Source organism: Flavobacterium frigidarium DSM 17623 (assembly GCF_000425505.1).
GTDB lineage: Bacteria > Bacteroidota > Bacteroidia > Flavobacteriales > Flavobacteriaceae > Flavobacterium > Flavobacterium frigidarium.
The window spans coordinates 51,064-68,275 of record NZ_AUDO01000019.1 but is presented as its reverse complement, the minus strand read 5'-3'; the positions used below and the strand labels follow the sequence as shown (position 1 = coordinate 68,275).

At 35.7% G+C, this 17,212-nt stretch carries 14 protein-coding genes and 1 tRNA gene; 7 read left to right on the top strand and 8 right to left on the bottom strand.

Annotation, left to right across the window (positions count from 1 at the left end; genetic code table 11):
- Both H603_RS17335 and H603_RS0111345 read right to left on the bottom strand, forming a co-directional pair.
- Positions 1 to 224: helix-turn-helix domain-containing protein (locus H603_RS17335; protein WP_245576110.1), on the bottom strand; the 224-nt coding region annotated here is incomplete at its 3' end.
- 107 nt (positions 225 to 331) lie between these two features.
- Positions 332 to 413: transfer RNA gene (locus tag H603_RS0111345), tRNA-Leu, on the bottom strand.
- 110 nt (positions 414 to 523) lie between these two features.
- On the opposite strand from H603_RS0111345, the gene H603_RS0111340 reads away from it, so the two are divergent.
- The 4 genes from H603_RS0111340 to H603_RS0111325 all read left to right on the top strand — a co-directional run bounded on the left by H603_RS0111340 (position 524) and on the right by H603_RS0111325 (position 4,917).
- The gene (locus H603_RS0111340; protein ID WP_026708718.1) at positions 524 to 1,915 is read left to right on the top strand and encodes a dipeptidase; all 1,392 of its coding nucleotides are present in this window, start codon (positions 524 to 526) and stop codon (positions 1,913 to 1,915) included.
- 387 nt (positions 1,916 to 2,302) lie between these two features.
- Entirely contained in the window at positions 2,303 to 2,644 is a 342-nt protein-coding gene (locus tag H603_RS0111335) for a hypothetical protein (protein WP_051219280.1), read from the top strand.
- 438 nt (positions 2,645 to 3,082) lie between these two features.
- Positions 3,083 to 3,457, top strand: coding sequence for a BlaI/MecI/CopY family transcriptional regulator (locus H603_RS0111330; protein ID WP_026708716.1), 375 nt, complete (start codon positions 3,083 to 3,085; stop codon positions 3,455 to 3,457).
- Positions 3,454 to 4,917, top strand: coding sequence for a M56 family metallopeptidase (locus H603_RS0111325; protein WP_026708715.1), 1,464 nt, complete (start codon positions 3,454 to 3,456; stop codon positions 4,915 to 4,917). The genes H603_RS0111330 and H603_RS0111325 overlap by 4 nt, the downstream gene beginning before the upstream one ends.
- Before the next feature lie 57 nt (positions 4,918 to 4,974).
- Here the strand turns inward: H603_RS0111325 and H603_RS0111320 are convergent, their stop codons facing one another.
- Positions 4,975 to 6,342, bottom strand: a complete 1,368-nt coding sequence (locus tag H603_RS0111320; RefSeq protein ID WP_026708714.1) for a saccharopine dehydrogenase family protein — start codon at positions 6,340 to 6,342, stop codon at positions 4,975 to 4,977.
- 159 nt (positions 6,343 to 6,501) lie between these two features.
- On the opposite strand from H603_RS0111320, the gene H603_RS0111315 reads away from it, so the two are divergent.
- Both H603_RS0111315 and pckA read left to right on the top strand, forming a co-directional pair.
- A complete protein-coding gene (locus H603_RS0111315; protein WP_026708713.1) occupies positions 6,502 to 6,888 on the top strand; it encodes a DUF423 domain-containing protein in 387 nt (128 codons plus the stop codon).
- 78 nt (positions 6,889 to 6,966) lie between these two features.
- Positions 6,967 to 8,568: a phosphoenolpyruvate carboxykinase (ATP) gene (gene pckA, locus H603_RS0111310; protein WP_026708712.1), complete on the top strand. Its 1,602-nt coding sequence runs from the start codon at positions 6,967 to 6,969 to the stop codon at positions 8,566 to 8,568.
- A gap of 80 nt (positions 8,569 to 8,648) precedes the next feature.
- Here the strand turns inward: pckA and H603_RS0111305 are convergent, their stop codons facing one another.
- The 3 genes from H603_RS0111305 to H603_RS0111295 form a co-directional block, all read right to left on the bottom strand.
- Positions 8,649 to 9,701, bottom strand: a complete 1,053-nt coding sequence (locus H603_RS0111305; RefSeq protein WP_026708711.1) for a phytase — start codon at positions 9,699 to 9,701, stop codon at positions 8,649 to 8,651.
- A gap of 37 nt (positions 9,702 to 9,738) precedes the next feature.
- Positions 9,739 to 10,731 carry a purple acid phosphatase family protein gene (locus H603_RS0111300; protein ID WP_026708710.1) on the bottom strand — a complete coding sequence of 331 codons (993 nt, stop codon included), beginning with the start codon at positions 10,729 to 10,731 and terminating at the stop codon, positions 9,739 to 9,741.
- Positions 10,732 to 10,794: 63 nt separating this feature from the next.
- Positions 10,795 to 13,605 carry a TonB-dependent receptor gene (locus H603_RS0111295; protein ID WP_026708709.1) on the bottom strand — a complete coding sequence of 937 codons (2,811 nt, stop codon included), beginning with the start codon at positions 13,603 to 13,605 and terminating at the stop codon, positions 10,795 to 10,797.
- Positions 13,606 to 13,962: 357 nt separating this feature from the next.
- Here H603_RS0111295 and H603_RS0111290 point away from each other — a divergent pair, with 357 nt between their 5' ends.
- On the top strand, positions 13,963 to 15,063 hold the full coding sequence (locus H603_RS0111290; RefSeq protein WP_026708708.1) for a DUF4407 domain-containing protein: 1,101 nt from the start codon (positions 13,963 to 13,965) through the stop codon (positions 15,061 to 15,063).
- A 77-nt stretch (positions 15,064 to 15,140) separates the two neighbouring features.
- On the opposite strand, the gene H603_RS0111285 is transcribed toward H603_RS0111290, so the two are convergent.
- On the bottom strand, positions 15,141 to 15,851 hold the full coding sequence (locus tag H603_RS0111285) for a PH domain-containing protein (protein WP_026708707.1): 711 nt from the start codon (positions 15,849 to 15,851) through the stop codon (positions 15,141 to 15,143).
- Between the two features lie 170 nt (positions 15,852 to 16,021).
- Entirely contained in the window at positions 16,022 to 17,203 is a 1,182-nt protein-coding gene (locus H603_RS0111280) for a glycosyltransferase (protein ID WP_026708706.1), read from the bottom strand.
- Positions 17,204 to 17,212: the final 9 nt, after the last annotated feature.

Here is a 17,212-nt window from a genome sequence, read left to right as displayed (position 1 = left end):
TCAAATTTCAAACAACAATCCACAAATGACAAGGATTCTTTTTGAATTGATTGCAAAACTTTAAATTTAAAATCGACACTATAACTACGGTTATTCCTAGGTGTTAATCCATCTTTACCATAATGATTATATAGCCTAACCCACTTTTTAACACTCGAAGGATGAACTTTCTTTTTATTAGCTACAGACACACAGCAATTGTGCTGTTTGATAACTAATTCCACACATTCAAGTTTAAATGTGTAATCATACTTGACTTTTCTTTCCATAAAAATGCCCCCAAATAGTGTCTAACTTTTTGGGGGCAATGCAGATTGAGAAGCTTTTTTTGTGCGGATAATAGGACTCGAACCTACACGCCTTGCGGCACCAGATCCTAAGTCTGGCATGTCTACCAATTTCACCATATCCGCGTAATTGTGGGTGCAAAGATAGACATAACTTTGAACTTTCAAAGCTTTTTTTAAAAAAAAATAATAATTCTATTTTTTGTACTTTTGGGTTTATAAAAATTAACAAATCAATGGAAAATATAAAGGCATACGTTCAAGAAAACAAAGACCGTTTTATCAACGAATTAATCGAATTATTAAAGATCCCATCAGTAAGTGCAGACACTGCTTACTCTCAAGATGTTATCGATACCTCTGAAGCTGTAAAAGCTAGCCTTGAAAAAGCAGGATGTGATTTTGTTGAAATTTGCGAGACTGACGGATACCCTATTGTTTATGGAGAAAAAATGATTGATCCGGCCTTGCCTACCATTCTTGTTTACGGACATTATGATGTGCAACCCGCTGACCCAATCGAATTATGGACTTCTCCTCCATTTGAGCCTGTTATAAAAAAGACCGACATTCATCCTGAGGGAGCGATTTTTGCTCGTGGTGCTTGTGATGACAAAGGCCAAATGTACATGCACGTGAAAGCGTTTGAATACATGATTCAAAACGACAACCTACCTTGTAATGTAAAATTCATGATTGAAGGTGAAGAGGAAGTAGGAAGTGTCAATTTAAAAACCTTTGTTGAAAACAACACTGAGAAATTAAAGAATGATGTGATTTTAATCTCTGACACTGGAATGATCTCTAACCAACAGCCGTCTATTACAACAGGACTTCGTGGTTTGAGTTATGTAGAAGTAGAAGTTACCGGACCAAACCGTGATTTACACTCTGGTTTGTATGGTGGTGCCGTAGCAAACCCAATCAACATATTATCAAAAATGATTGCATCGCTTCATGACGAGAACAACCACATTACTATTCCTGGTTTTTATGACAATGTAGAAGAACTATCTCTGGAAGAAAGAGCTGAAATGGCCAAAGCACCTTTCAGCCTAGAAAAATATAAAAACGCCTTAAAACTAAATGATGTTTATGGTGAAAAAGGTTATACAACAAACGAGAGAAACTCTATTCGCCCTACGCTTGACGTAAACGGAATTTGGGGTGGCTACACAGGTGAAGGTGCAAAAACCGTTATCGCAAGCCAGGCATTTGCCAAAATCTCAATGCGTTTAGTACCTAACCAAGAGTGGGAACAAATCACTGAATTATTCACCAAGCACTTTATGAGCATCGCTCCTGCTGGCGTTACTGTAAAAGTAAAACCACATCACGGTGGTCAAGGTTATGTAACTCCTATCGACAGCATAGGTTACCAAGCAGCAAATATGGCGTATACAGAAACTTTTGGAACGCCTGCCATACCGGTGCGTTCTGGTGGAAGTATTCCTATTGTTGCCTTATTCGAAAAAGAATTAAAAAGCAAAACAATCTTAATGGGATTTGGTTTAGACAGTGACGCGATTCACTCACCAAACGAACATTTTGGAGTTTTCAACTACCTTAAAGGAATCGAAACAATCCCGTTGTTCTACAAATATTTTGTGGAGTTAAGTAAGAGGTAATTACTTTCTAATCAAGAGGTAATTTTTTATCAAAATCAAAATCCGTTCAGCAATGAGCGGATTTTTTTTTGATGTTTTGAGATTTTGAGGTGCAAAGCTTCAAAGTTGCAGAGTTGCTAAGATTCAAAGCAAACAAATTAAAAATCCGTGACAATCCGCGTGCCAATTCTCAAACTAAATTCGCAAAGCAGCTGAGTTGCTAAGCATAATCACTTCCGCAAAACGCTACCTTACAAATAATTACAAATTAATTTGTTTTATTAAATTATAACTCTACATTTGTAGAACAGTGTTTTAATATGTAGAAGCGACACAATGAAAAACAGTATTTTTATTCTAATTTGTAGTCTTTGTTTTCTTTCATGTAAAACAAAAGAGCGCAATCAAATGTTACATAAAAAACGAGAAGGCCTTTGGACAGAGCAATATGCTGTAGACAGTGCCAATTACCGATCGATAGGTTATTACAAAAACGACAATCCTATAAAAACATGGAAGCATTATTTAAATGATCGCTTAATAAAAAAAGAGAAATACAAAAAAGAGCATTGTAAAACCAAATTATACCATAAAAATAGAAAGCTACGTGCCAAGGGAATCACAAACCTAGACCAAAGCGATAAATACGATCACTGGTACTATGACAAAACATGGAAATATTATGACAGTAATCGAACATTAAAAACGGTTAGGATTTACAATAAAGGGCAGTTAGTTTCTGAGTTTTGAAGATTCAAAGCTAATGATTTGCAGAGTTTGAAAGCTTCAGAGTTGCAAAGGTTCAAAGGTTTTGAGCTACAAAGTTTCTGAGTTGTAAAGCTTCAAAGTTTTAAAGTAAAAAATCCGTGATGATCCGCTAAATCAGCGTCATCCGCGTGCCAATTCGCAAAGAAGAGCTGTAAAGTGGAAAAGCTTCAAAGCAAACAAAGTAAAAATCCGTGATAATCCGCTAAATCTGTGTCATCCGCGTGCCATTTCGTAAAGTGGCAGAATTGCAAAGCTTCAAAGCAAGCAAAGTATAAATCTGTGGCAATCCGCGGGCTGTACGCAAACCAAACAAAAAAAAAGTATTTAAAAATCCGTGTCATCCGCGTGCCAATTGGCAACACAAGTAACACAAACGAAGTAACAAAACACAAGTCAACAAAACACAAATAAAGAAACACCATGCAACAATTAACTAACGCCGAAGAACAACTAATGGAACATTTATGGAAGCTCGAAAAAGCTTTTATGAAAGATTTATTAGAAGTGTTCCCTGAACCAAAACCAAAAACAACTACTGTGGCTACATTATTAAAACGCATGATCGATAAAGATTTTGTTGCTTATAAAGAGTTTGGTAACTCCAGAGAATATTATCCATTGGTAAAAAAGACCGACTATTTCTCTAAACACGTCAACGGACTCATTAGCAGTTTTTTTAATAATTCGGCTTCACAGTTTGCTTCATTTTTCACTAAGGAAACCAATCTCTCCGCTACAGAATTAGAAGATTTAAGAAAAATAATCGACGGCGAAATCCTAAAAAAGAAAAAATGATACACTTTTTAATCAACTCGACACTTTCGCTAGCGGTGCTTCTGGCAGTGTACCATCTAGTTTTAGAGAAAGAAAAAATACATCAGTTCAATCGGTTTTATTTGTTGTTTTGTCTGGCGTTTTCTTTTGCTATTCCGTTTATTACTTTCGAAATAGTTCAAGAAGCCAGCACTGCATTAGTAAAAAAACCTGTAGTTTTTGCTACCGAAGCTACAATGATGGTTATAGAAGATGACACAAATTACTGGATGATAGCTTTGTGGATTGTTTACGGACTAGTCACAACTGCTTTTGCTTTTCGCTTTTTAAGTAATGTTTATAAACTGATTAACAGAAAAAGAAACAATCCTACGGTAGCATACAAAAAAGCTAGGCTGGTTTTACTGGACGAAAAAATACTACCACATACTTTTTTAAACTACATATTCATTAATAAGGACGCGTATCATTCGAGAAAAATCGAAGCTGAATTGTATGCACACGAACTTATTCATGTCATTCAAAAACACACTTTTGATATTTTAATAATCGAAATAATTCGCGTGTTTTTTTGGTTCAACCCACTATTTCTATTGTACAAAAAAGCAATCCAGCTCAATCATGAATTCCTCGCAGATGAGCAGGTTGTCACCACATACAACAACGTTCCGTTTTACCAGAATTTATTACTATCGGTAGCTAACGCGAACCCAACCTATTACTTGGCCAGTAATCTAAACTATGCAGTAACTAAAAAAAGACTAATTATGATGACGAAAAAAACCTCAGCTCCAAGAGCTATTTTAAAGAAAGGGATTGTGATTCCCGTAGTAACAGCCCTGCTATTTTCATTGTGCACAAAAACTGTAGCACAAGAAACCACAAAACAAACTTCATTAACAGACTATTCAAAGCTGTTTAAAAATTACTACGTCAACACCACTTTTCAAATTGTAGGTCAAGACGGTACGGTAGTCGCTACTAAAAAGTATGCTGATTTAACGGACAAAGAAAAACAGCTTGTTCCTGCTTTAATTACCGAAAACATTAAAAATCCTAGCAAGAAGAAAATGGACGAGATATTAACAAAAGGTGGTCCGGAAACTTTTAAAGTAGATGCATTCAGTAAGAAAACATTAGCTACTGAAAAACTAGCTGGAGAGCCATATAATTCAACTGAAGTAACTGAAAAACCCGAATTCCCTGGAGGAATGGCTGAATTTTACAAATTCGTTGGTAAAAATTACACGATGTCTCCGGAAATGATTAAAGAAAAGGTAAAAGGAAGAGTGTATGTTACTTTTATCATTGAGAAGGACGGTTCTCTAACGGACTATAGAATCATTAGAGAGATAGGGTATGGCACAGGAGAAGAAACGATTCGTGTTTTGAAACTTTCCCCAAAATGGATTCCTGGTAAATTTAACGACGTTGCTGTCAAAACAATGTACAGCCTACCAATTACTATTAGTGCAATATAAAATTAAAAAAATCCGCTTCTTGGAGGAAGAAGCGGATTTAAAACTACAAAACTAAAATTAAGAAACAGCATCGGGTCTGTACCCTAGATACGGCATTGTTTGTTCGTGAAACACAACGCCATGCTCTTCTAATTCTTTTAAAATAGGCAAATACACCTCTCTATTTATTGGCAACTGAACTCCTGGGGTTTTTATTTTTCCGTTTAAAATTTGCAAAGTAGCTATTGCCACAGGCAAGCCTACCGTTTTTGCCATCGCAGTATAGGTTTGATCATCGCCTAGACAAACCATTTTTGAATCAATTTGTTGCTTTACGCCATTTAATTCAAATCCGAATTTGTGGTACATCACAATCATGTCTTTATCGTCTGGTTGCAGGGTCCAACTATCACTCAATATTTTTTCTAATATTTGGGCAGGTGTGGCATTTTTAAGGCCTACAATTTTCGTGTCGTTAAACAAACTAAGTTCTAGCAGTTTGTCCCACATAATATCATCTTGATCAATTTTTAAAATCAAACGCATTTTTATCTCCACTGAGTCCGTAGGATGGTAGGGTAAAAAGGCATTGGTAAACTGACGGTAACTCATGTTCTCTGAGTCTTCCATACTATAGCTATCATCGGTCATGCCTAATTGCACAAACATATTCCAGGCTTTTGAAAAACCTACACGACGAATCGTTCCGCGATACAAAGTCAACACATCATCTAGACCATACACACTTCTATATTTAAGGGAATCCCGGTTAGAATAGCCCTCAAAACGACCGTAACCTTCAACGTCCAAAAACTCTGTGCGTCTAAACAAATTGCAATACGGAATGTACTTGTAACTGCCTTCCTGTATAAACTTGGCTGCCCCACCTTGCCCAGCAAGAACCACATTACGAGGTGCCCAAGTAAATTTATAATTCCACAAATTATTATCTGATTCTGGAGCAACAAGTCCGCCACAGAACGATTCAAATAAGAGCATTTTTCCGCCTTTATCTCTAATTTCGTCAATCACTTTCATCGCACTCATGTGATCGATTCCTGGATCAAGTCCGATTTCGTTCATGAATACCAAATTATTTTCTTTTGCGGCAGCATCTAATTCTTGCATTGCATCACTAATATATGAGGCGGTAACCAAGCTCTTTTTATATACAATGCAGTCACGCGCCACCTCAATATGTAAATGTGCAGGCAACATTGAGATAACAATATCGGCTTTTTCAATTGCCGCTTTGCGTTGACCGTTGTTAAATATATCTAGTGCAATTGCCTGGGCATTAGGATGCTTGTTGGTTTTTTTTTGAGCTAGTTCTAGCGACAAATCGGCGATTACAATTTTTAATTGTTCGCTATCTGATTTTCCAAGTAAATACTGTATCAAAGATGACGCTGATCTCCCCGCACCAATTATTAGAATTTGCCTCATAATTTATATAAATATAACACGAATATACAAAAATGTTACATTTATAACATATTCGAATATAAATTAAAAAAATTTTTAACACAATTATCAGCAAACAATATGATTGAATATTTTTAGATATAGTTAATATGAGATACTTTTGTAAGGAACACAATTATTATGAATAAGAAACTTGTTACTACAGCAGCTATTTTAGGAATTATTGCCATCGTCTTAGGCGCTTTTGGAGCACACGCTTTAAAAAAGCTGCTCTCAGTGGAGGAATTAGCTACTTTTGAAACGGGAGTACGATATCAAATGTACCATGCTTTGTTTTTACTATGTTTGGGTTCGATAATTTCGATCTCAGAAAAAGCAAAAAAAACCATTCATGCCTTAGTAATTTCGGGCGTTGTGCTGTTCTCTGGTTCAATTTACGCGCTAGCCACAAACAACTTAACTTCCTTCGATTTCAAAGTCATTGGTTTTGTCACTCCTATAGGTGGCGCACTATTAATCGCAGCTTGGGCAGTATTATTTTATCAAAATAGTAAGAAAAAGGCATAAAATTGAGAATATCAAATTTTATATAAAATATATTAACTATTTTTGCACTAATAAATTAAACCACTCAATCATAATTTCATGAATAATAACACACCGTTTACGAAATCGATTTCGCTAACCAACTTAGGAATCGAAAACGCAAAGATTCATTACCAATTATCAGCTAGCGAATTACAGGCAAAAACTATCTCATTAGGTCAAGGAGTAGAGAACTCTACTGGAGCCTTAGCCATAAATACTGGAGAATTTACGGGTCGTTCACCACTAGACCGTTTTATCGTAAAAGACAGCATTACTGAAAATCAAGTTTGGTGGGGAAACATCAACATCCCTTTTGAACCAAAAGCTTTTGATGCGTTATATAAAAAAGTTGCTGCTTACTTGAGCAACAAAGAGGTTTATGTAAGAGACTCTTATGTATGTGCAGATCCTAACTACCGTTTAAACGTAAGAGTAGTTACTGAGACACCATGGGCAAATTTATTTTGCTACAACATGTTTTTAAGACCTGAAGAAAGCGAATTAGAAAATTTCACGCCAGAATGGACCGTGATGTGTGTACCAAGCTTTATGGCTGATCCAGCTGTGGATGGGACACGTCAAGCTAATTTTGCAATATTAGACTTTACTAAAAAAGTGGCCTTAATAGGCGGAACAGGATATACAGGGGAAATGAAAAAAGGAATTTTTTCTGCCTTGAACTTTATCTTACCTGTTGATAAAAATACATTACCAATGCACTGTAGTGCTAATGTAGGTGATGATGGAGATACTGCTATTTTCTTTGGTCTTTCGGGAACAGGAAAAACGACGCTATCTGCTGATCCAAAAAGAAAACTTATTGGTGATGACGAACACGGATGGACAAATGAAAATACCGTTTTTAATTTTGAAGGAGGTTGCTATGCTAAAGTAGTCAACCTATCTGAAGAAAATGAGCCGGATATTTTTAGAGCAATTCGTAAAGGAGCCATCTTAGAGAACGTGATTTTCAAAGAAGGAACAAACGAAGTTGATTTTGAAGACGTCTCTATTACACCAAATACGCGTGTAAGTTACCCAATATTTCATATCGATAATATTCAACCCGGGTCGATAGGAAAAAATCCTAAAAATATCTTTTTCTTAACAGCAGATTCTTTTGGAATCTTGCCTCCTATTTCGAGATTAACTCCAGGCCAAGCGGCTTATCACTTTATCTCAGGATATACTGCAAAAGTTGCTGGAACAGAAGCTGGAGTAACTGAACCTCAGCCTAATTTCTCAGCTTGTTTTGGCGCACCATTTATGCCATTACATCCAACAAGGTATGCTGAGATGTTAAGCAAAAAAATCCAAGATGCCGATGTAAAGGTGTGGTTAATCAATACAGGATGGACAGGTGGAGCATACGGTACAGGTAGCCGTATGAAATTAAAATACACTCGTGCGATGATTACTGCAGCATTAAATGGAGAACTTAACGACGTAGAATATAAAAATCACGCCGTTTTTGGGATTGCCATTCCGCAATCGTGTCCAGAAGTACCTAGCGACATTTTAAATCCTAGAAACACCTGGGATGACAAAGATTTATACGATGAAAAAGCTATCGAATTAGGAAAAAAATTCAAGGCTAACTTCAGTAAGTTTGAAGAGTTTGCAAATGCTGAAATATTAGCAGGAGCGCCAAAAGCATAAGTTAATTATAATTCAATTTAAAAGAGAGCTATTCAAATTGCTGAATAGCTCTCTTTGTTTTTATAATACTAGATCGTGTTTCATTTTTTAGCCTTATCGATCCATTGTTGCATGGTATCCCAACTATAGAAATGAAAAGTCATTCCGTTACTCATTGCCACAAACATTCCGTTTTTAAAAGCGCCACCTAAATTCACAGCTGTAGCATCGGCACCATCACATTCTATCGCAGAAGTGGAAATTTCAGCTAAAAGTGGGTAGCTATTTGAATCCCCTTTTGCTCCTTCACGAGGATACACCATGAAAGTATTTGCTTGCTGGTTTGAAACCAAAATATATCCTTCGGTTGCTGATTTTTTATAAATAGCGATACCTTCATTATCACCTTTAAAATCTCCTTTTCCAAACAAAGCTAATTCGCTGTTGTCGTTTTTATCTGGATCAGCCCAATATTTTCTAATTCCGAATTGCTCATCTGAATACAAAATAGTTCCTAGTTCGTTATCAACTGCAATGGCTTCAATCTCTTTTGTACCACTGTAATTTCCAAATTTTCGAACCACTTCACCCACTACGGTTCCTTGACCGCTATCTTGCAACTTATACTGCCACAAATAAGATCCTGATGGTCCTTCCTTCCGACCTATAACCGCAAAAATCGCTTGATCTGTAGCTCTAGTATACAAACTTATTCCCATGGGAGCACGTCGCGTTTCCCCTTCAAAAACGGCTATTCCGCCATTGTCGATAGGTTCAAGGTCAGGCAAACTAAAAACTCTAATGCTGTTTGTTTCTCTTTCGGTGGTAACGGCAACATCTACTTTTTTACCATTTAAGACAAGTCCGTAAGCGATATCTACATTATTGGGCCTTTTTAACGGTATAGATTTTTTGATGATTTTTCCATTCAAATCAAAGGCATATAATCCGCCGTCAGTATCTTTATCTGTACCTATAATAATACTCTTAGTGGCATCAATAGGATTAATCCAAATCGCAGGATCATCAGTATCATGAGGCAATTGCTGTGTAATTACCATTGGTTTCACAGCATCTTTTCTAACAGCTGCTAACTGATTTCCGCATGATGTTGCTATTAAACATAGTGTAGTCAGTAAAAGTATCTTCTTCATTTTATCCTTTTTTTATTCTGCTTTTTTATTCTTGGTTTTATTCTTCTTTTCGAATTGTTGTGCTATATATAACGGCACCATTGGCATCGACTACTTGAGATAGTAAATTATTTTTCGAAAGAGAAAAAGTCATAAATCCAGGTGTAGCCGAAGCAAACAAAGTTCCCTCACGCTCCCCACTAGGTCTGATTTCACAGGCCGCACCAGAAAGAAATTGCGTCGTATAACGTCCCTTAGGTTTTATAATTTGCAAATCATGTTCGTGTCCGCAGAAATAAGCATCAACTTTATACTGATCAAATAAATCTGCAAACTTTTTTTCGAAACTTTTAGTGTCAGCGCTATTTTTTCGTTTTCCGCCACTGTATAATGGATGATGCCCTACTACAATTTTCCATTTTATCGTGGCATCCGTGGTAGCCAGTTCCTTTTCGATCCACTTGCGTTGTGCCGTAGTATCTTGCGCTATTATATTGTCATACATTAGGTTATCTTTTTTATAATAACCGTCGATAAACGGAGAGGTATCCATGTACACAATCAATGCTTTGTTCCCGTCCTCTAAAGGTACTTTTTTAGAATAATAAGTAGAAGGCATATTCCATCGACGACTCAATTTTGAGTAATCAATTTCGGCTTGTATGTTCCCGCGATAATCGTGATTTCCTAACACTACATACCAATCATTTTGCAAACTGTAATCAGTGTAGACATTTTCGAATGAGGCAATCCATGAATAATCCTGTGTACTTTGCACGCCGTTAGGATAAAAATTATCCCCCACAGAAATGACAAAATCAGCACTTATTGTAGTAGCTGCTCTTCCCATTTGTTTCGCAACCTCCTTTTGAAAAAACTGACCGTAGCGACCAAAATCTCCCATCAATAAAAAGTTCAATGATTTCTCTTGGGTTTGTAGCTCAGGAATAAGATCTTTTTTTCTTTCGAAGGTGTTTTTATTTTCATTTTGTTGCGCTGTAGCAAATGTGCTAATGGCACAGAAAACGAAACTGTAAATTATCTTTTTCATATTGATTTTTTAAGGTAAAATGATCGCATCAAGGTACCTTCTTTTTACAACTATTACATTAAACTAAAAATCTAATTTAAGTCCGAGATTAAAACGAGCTTGGTAATATTCTACTTGTTTGGTATTTGCTACCACACCTTGATAATAACGTAACGGCTGGTTAGTTAAATTATTAGCTTCTGCAAAAATGCGAACATGCGGTGTCAATTTGTAAGAAGCATTAGCATCAAGAAAGAATTGCTTGTCATAATAACTATCTTGGTAATCAGTAGCGCCCAATTCATCCAAATAACTAGCTGTATAGTTGGCTGAAATTCGAGCAGAAAAACGTTTGTCTTCCCATGATAGTGATCCATTAAACATATGAGGAGCCGTTCCCGGAAGACTCACATTATCTCTTTCGTTACCATCTTCATCAGTAATTCCTTTTGCTTTCGAGTCAGTGTACGTATAGTTGACATAAATCCCGAAACCTCTCAAAAATTTACTATTGAAAAAATCTAGCTGACGCTGAAAGGCAACTTCAAAACCATACACTTCAACTTTATCCCCATTCCTAGCTTGCACAAAAGACCAGTTTTCTCCTGTTGGAATAGGATTTAATTGACCGCTGAAATCTGCATCAAATTTCTCTGTTGTAAATTTATTATCGCTGTAAGTATAAATAAAATCATTTAATCTTTTATAGAATACACCTCCAGAAATTAACCCAACCGACTTGAAATAATTTTCGGCCATGAAATCATAATTATAAGCGTAAGTTGCCTTTAAGTTTGGATTTCCTGCTGAGATTTCTTTATCCGCTGCTAAATTGTTTAAATAAGGTGCTAATGCGTAATAATTTGGTCTTGCTAAAGCAGTTGTAGCAGCTGTTCTTAATACCAAATTGTCAGTGGCGTTGTATTGCAAAGTAATACTTGGCATCACATTAGTATAGGTGTTTTTAGTGTTGATTTCGCTTTCAAACTCTTCCTCATCTAGGACACGATTTCCTTTATAATTAATGTGAGTAGTCTCAGAGCGCACACCTACAACCATAGATAATTTATCATTGAAGTCTTGATCCCATCGAATGTACGCTGCATAGATATTCTCTTTGGCGTTGTAATTTTGAGTCAAATATTCTGATGGATCCGCTTCCTTGTCAAATAAACTCGCATTATTAAGGTCTAATTCCCCTAAATAAGCTGTAGATGCAAAGGTTCCGGCCACATACTTTTCCCCAGGGTTGAAGCCAACACCGTCGAAATATTGTTGAGGAACATTTGATAATAAATCCAAATCACCATTAGTAGCTTCGTAAAAATAAAAGATATTGTTTCTCGATTTTTCTTTCATTCTTAATCTTAATCCGGTTCTAAGTCGGCCTTTTTCTGAAGGGATAATCGAAAACGGAATTCGGATATTTACTTTTGCACCAAATTCACTTTCACTGGTATCATCTGTATTTTCGCTAACCGAATCAAATGTAAAGTCTTCGATTGATTCATCCGTAGTTGTTAACAATGGAAATCTATGATCAGAGAAATCCTGAATCATCCCCACTCCTTTTTGGCGGTATTCAATATAACGTTCGCCCGGACGGTATTCTCTTGCCTTAGCGTAATTTGTAGACCAATCTAAATCTAAATTTGAATTAATTAAATGCTCCCCTCTTAAAGAGTAGTTTTGAACGCGCTGATCTTCTAGCCTTGTGTTTTTATTTCTACTGTTGTCTACTCCACCTTTACTTTGGCGTTTAACACGACCTTCAAATCCAGTAATCGTTGTCCCATCATAAATAGGATCAATATCATCATAAGTAGTTCTATAGCGATTTTCGCGGTCGTCTCTCCAGTTGTAAATGGCATTTGCAAAAATAGTATTGTTGTCATTGAATTTATAATCCAGCGCTATAGAAGCACTTCTTCTAATTCTTTGCACCAAGTATTCTCTAATTTCTGAAGCTTGTAGGTATTCATTTCCGAATTCATCTTTGGTCCATTCATTTTCAATATTATCAGAACCGTAGTTGACATTGTTGTAAGATCCGCTTAAAACAACTCCTAATTTATTATCAATAAATCGATTACCGTAAACAAAACCTCCCGTATACGTTGCTTTTTCTCTAATAGGTGCATACCCACTCGCTAATGTAGCCGAAATACGCTCCCCGTTAGGAGTCGCACGAGTGACTAAATTCACAGAACCACCAATGGCATCTGCATCCATATCGGGCGTTAATGTTTTATTCACCTCGATTGTTGCAATCATGTCTGAAGGGATTAAATCCATTTGAACATTTCTATTGTCTCCTTCCGCCGACGGTATTCTGTCGCCGTTCAAAGTCACTGAATTAAGCGAAGGTGCCAATCCACGAATGATAATATTTCTAGCTTCTCCTTGGTCGTTTTGCATCGTAACTCCAGGCACACGTTTTAAAGCGTCTCCCACATTGGCATCTGGAAACCTTCCTGCTTGGTCAGATGAAATGATGTTACCAATATTTTTATTTGTTTTTTGTTGGTTCAAAGCTTTTGCCTGACCTTTTAATCGATCACCCACAATTACCTCTTTCAGTTCTGTTCCTGAAGCTTTCAATAAAAAGTTGCTTACTGTATTTCCACCATCTGTTACACTCACATTTGCAGTCCCAAAAGCATATCCTATATAGGTCACTTTTGCTGTATACGAACCAACTTCTACATTTAGAAATTCGTACCGACCATTGAAATCTGAAACAGTGTATTTATTCATTCCTACTAATTGAACCATCGCTCCCGGTAATGGTAAATTATCCTCGGAATCTAAAATCTTTCCTGAAATCACTCCCTTTTGAGCATGACTAACAACTGCAAATAACATGAACATTACTAATAAAAAACACTTTTTCATTTTAAGCTAATTTTGATTTGATGCAAATCTAGAGGTCAAACTTTAATTTAAGCTCCTAAAAAAGTTAACATATCATTATGAAAAAATAGAGGAAAGCAAAATATGATAACTTAAGCATAATCCTATAAATCACGAAATTTACTATCTATTGCGATACAAACTATTTAGCAAAACTATCCGGTTTTAAAGACATTTTATTCATTAATAAAAATAATTAGACTTATGAATTTTAACACTTAAATAAAATATAACCAGGCAATTAGCCATTTACAATTATTTTGGCTTTAAATTTGCTAAGCTATTTCCAATCCGTTCACGAATAGCCATCACAATCAAATCAATCAAAATTATTCCATCATGTTAAAACGATTCTTCATCATCTGTTCTGGGGCAGATCAAGACATTCTAGGGGGATGTTCAAATGGCGAGCAAACAAAATACGTAGGTATTGGTGCCACTGTTTTCTTTACTGCAATTATGGCGCTTATCGCTAGTTCTTATGCTTTATATACCGTTTTTGACAGCCTTTATCCAGCGGTGTTTTTTGGGGCAATTTGGGCACTTCTAATTTTTAACCTCGATCGTTTTATTGTTTCTACTATTCGAAAGAGAGATCGTTTTGGGAGAGAATTTTTGCAAGCAACACCACGTATTTTATTAGCAGTTATTATCGCAATTGTTATTTCGAAACCTCTCGAAATAAAGATTTTTGAAAAAGAGATCAATACTGTGTTGTTGAAAGAGAAAAATGCTATGGCATTACAAAACAAAAAGGAAGTTGCTAATTACTTCAAATCTGATTTAGACAAAAATAAAGTAGAAGTTGATCAATTGAAATTAGAAATAGTCAACAAAGAAAAAGAGGTTAATACTTATTATGATACCTACATCGCGGAAGCGGAAGGAACGGCAGGTACTAAAAAATTAGGCAAAGGACCTGTTTTCAAAGAGAAAATTGCCAAACATGATTTGGCTAAAGCCGAACTTGACAGCTTACAATCAAAAAACTTATCTAAAATTGCACAGCTTGATAAAGCAGCAACAGCATTACAAACAGACTTAGATAAAAAAGTAAATGAAAGCCAACCTATAATAGACGGCTTTGATGGATTGATGGCTCGAATAAATGCCTTAGACAAATTACCATGGTTGCCCTCGTTCTTTATCATGCTTCTTTTTCTAGCTATTGAAACATCTCCCATTATTGCTAAATTATTGTCTCCAAAAGGAGAATATGATTTCAAGATCGAAGATCAAGAGACGGCACTACAGGCAACAATTGAACAGGATAAGTACCAGCGAGAATTGTTAGTAAAAACTTCTGCCGCTATGCATGATAAAATCTATGAAGACCTCGCAAAGGATAAAAGCATTTATGATTTGCAAAGGAAAAATGCAACAGAATTATTGAAACTGCAGTCCAATAATTTCTTAGAAAAACAAAAGCAAACTTTATAAAAACACAAAACCCGACTAGTTAATTGACCGTCGGGTTTTTATATTTTTAAGCTAAATTAACTTTACTTGCTAAGCGATTACATATAGCTTAATATTTCTTTTTTATAATTATCGTACTCGCCTTGCAGAATCAAGCCATTGTCTAACAACTTTTTATAATTCTGAAGTTTTTCAAAAAGCTCTTCTTGAGATAAATTACTTAATAGACGTGCGTTGTTATCTGGTTTTTCTGCTTTTTCGGTCACAGGTTCTGTCGTGAAATTATGTTGAGGAACAGAAATAATCTCCGCGTAATTTGTCACTTCTTCAGCTTCAACTTCTTCAATTACTTCTTCGTCTTGAATTGGTTCTGCTACGATTTCCTCAGTATTAATTATTGCTTGTGTAGCATTGAATTTTAGTAAATCCATTTGCTCTTTTGCGTACGTATACAATTTTCGAGCTTGCGTTTTCGGAATATAATCAATCGTAATGGTTAGTTCGCTTTTTGTCGAAAACGAGAAATCAGAACCCAATATGTTTTCCTTAACGAAAGCCGCAATTACATCCTGCCAATCATAATCTACAAAATCCATCGATAGCCCTAAATTTTTAGGTTTACACAAGATTATTCTTTTATTAGTAACTACGATACTATCTGGGAAAACGGTTAAAGCTGGCTTTTTTTGAACGCCTATATAACCAATCTCTTCATTTTTCATTAATAAATCCTGAAGCTTAATAGTTATTTTCTCTATCGCTTTTGGATCTTGATCTTCATTTAAGAATTTCTTTATTTGGTCTTTCATATTATAAGCTTCTTTATTAGACAGTCATTGCTACAACAACTGTTACTCTACAAAAGTAATACCAATTTAAGATATATCATTACAGAGAGAATTTTATTTAAAGGGGCACAAAAAAAGGCTGTGTTTTAATTACACAACCTTTCACTACACTAGTAATTACTATTTCTATTTTATCTATAATGGATCGCAATGTGACCTATTTGGAATACGATTTTTAACGAGTCTTTAAACGACAGTTTAGAGCCGTCAGCATGAATCCATCTTTTTAAAGGTTGCTCACAAACTATCTTTTTAGTTTCTTCATCACCGTAGATTTTCTTCATTCGCATAAAAATCTCCACGTCAAACAACCACTTTGTAATAAACTTAGTTTGAAACGTATTTTCGATAACATCTTTACTCATTATTTTGGCACCGCACTGCGTATCATTAAATTCCATCCCGATTGTTTTTCGAATAATGAAATTGATAATTTTGCTAATAATTGCACGCGCAGATTCCTTAGTAATATCTGCACCCATACGCGCCATTCTAGAACCACTAACCACTTTAAATTTAGAATTAGAAATTGTTTTTACAAGATCATGAAAGTCTTCAAAATCAGTAGATAAATCAGCGTCTAAAAAACCAATGTAATCAAACTGCTCTTGCTTGGCTAGATGCAGCATTCCCAAACGAACAGCCTCAGCTTTACCTCCATTTTTTTCACAATCATAAATACTTATGTGGTCTTCATGTCCTTTTCTTAGTTCTTCTAAAACCTCTAGTGTTTTATCAGTACTACCATCATTTACAAAGCATAAATGATATCCTAAATTAGAGTTTATAAAAGTCCTAAACTCATCACCTAATAATCGAAGCTCCTCGTTATAGCAAGGTATAACCACCCCGATACAATCATTTTGAATAATCTGATTTTTTTTAGTGTTTGTTGCAACCTTTTCCCCACTACCAATCAAGCGTTTCACACGAGCGCCAATTTCGCTTAAGCTTAAAGGCTTCTTCATGTAATCATCTACACCTAAGTCAAATCCTTTAACAATAATATCTTCATCAGTATTACCAGATAATATCATTACTGGCGTGGTATGTCCTCTCGTCTTTTTAACGTGTCGTGCTATTTCGAGTCCGTTATAGGCTTCCTGTCCCTCAATAATTTCAGAACCAACACTTTTCTCATTGCTATAGGGCATATTAATGTCAGCAATGACTAAGTCAGGGTTACTTTCATCGTATTTTGTAATACCATCAGATATCGAATTTGCAGAGACTACTTCATATCCTAAATCTAAAAGACTTTTCTCTAAAGAGAGAACAACTAATTCTTGATCATCAATTATAAGAATTTTCATAATGGTTTT

Excerpts from the sequence above, each read along its gene's own strand:
- H603_RS0111340 (WP_026708718.1), top strand. The coding sequence starts at position 524 with ATGGAAAATATAAAGGCATACGTTCAAGAAAACAAAGACCGTTTTATC.
- H603_RS0111335 (WP_051219280.1), top strand. The coding sequence starts at position 2,303 with ATGTTACATAAAAAACGAGAAGGCCTTTGGACAGAGCAATATGCTGTA.
- H603_RS0111330 (WP_026708716.1), top strand. The coding sequence starts at position 3,083 with ATGCAACAATTAACTAACGCCGAAGAACAACTAATGGAACATTTATGG.
- H603_RS0111325 (WP_026708715.1), top strand. The coding sequence starts at position 3,454 with ATGATACACTTTTTAATCAACTCGACACTTTCGCTAGCGGTGCTTCTG.
- H603_RS0111320 (WP_026708714.1), bottom strand. The coding sequence starts at position 6,342 with ATGAGGCAAATTCTAATAATTGGTGCGGGGAGATCAGCGTCATCTTTG.
- H603_RS0111315 (WP_026708713.1), top strand. The coding sequence starts at position 6,502 with ATGAATAAGAAACTTGTTACTACAGCAGCTATTTTAGGAATTATTGCC.
- pckA (WP_026708712.1), top strand. The coding sequence starts at position 6,967 with ATGAATAATAACACACCGTTTACGAAATCGATTTCGCTAACCAACTTA.
- H603_RS0111305 (WP_026708711.1), bottom strand. The coding sequence starts at position 9,701 with ATGAAGAAGATACTTTTACTGACTACACTATGTTTAATAGCAACATCA.
- H603_RS0111300 (WP_026708710.1), bottom strand. The coding sequence starts at position 10,731 with ATGAAAAAGATAATTTACAGTTTCGTTTTCTGTGCCATTAGCACATTT.
- H603_RS0111295 (WP_026708709.1), bottom strand. The coding sequence starts at position 13,605 with ATGAAAAAGTGTTTTTTATTAGTAATGTTCATGTTATTTGCAGTTGTT.
- H603_RS0111290 (WP_026708708.1), top strand. The coding sequence starts at position 13,963 with ATGTTAAAACGATTCTTCATCATCTGTTCTGGGGCAGATCAAGACATT.
- H603_RS0111285 (WP_026708707.1), bottom strand. The coding sequence starts at position 15,851 with ATGAAAGACCAAATAAAGAAATTCTTAAATGAAGATCAAGATCCAAAA.
- H603_RS0111280 (WP_026708706.1), bottom strand. The coding sequence starts at position 17,203 with ATGAAAATTCTTATAATTGATGATCAAGAATTAGTTGTTCTCTCTTTA.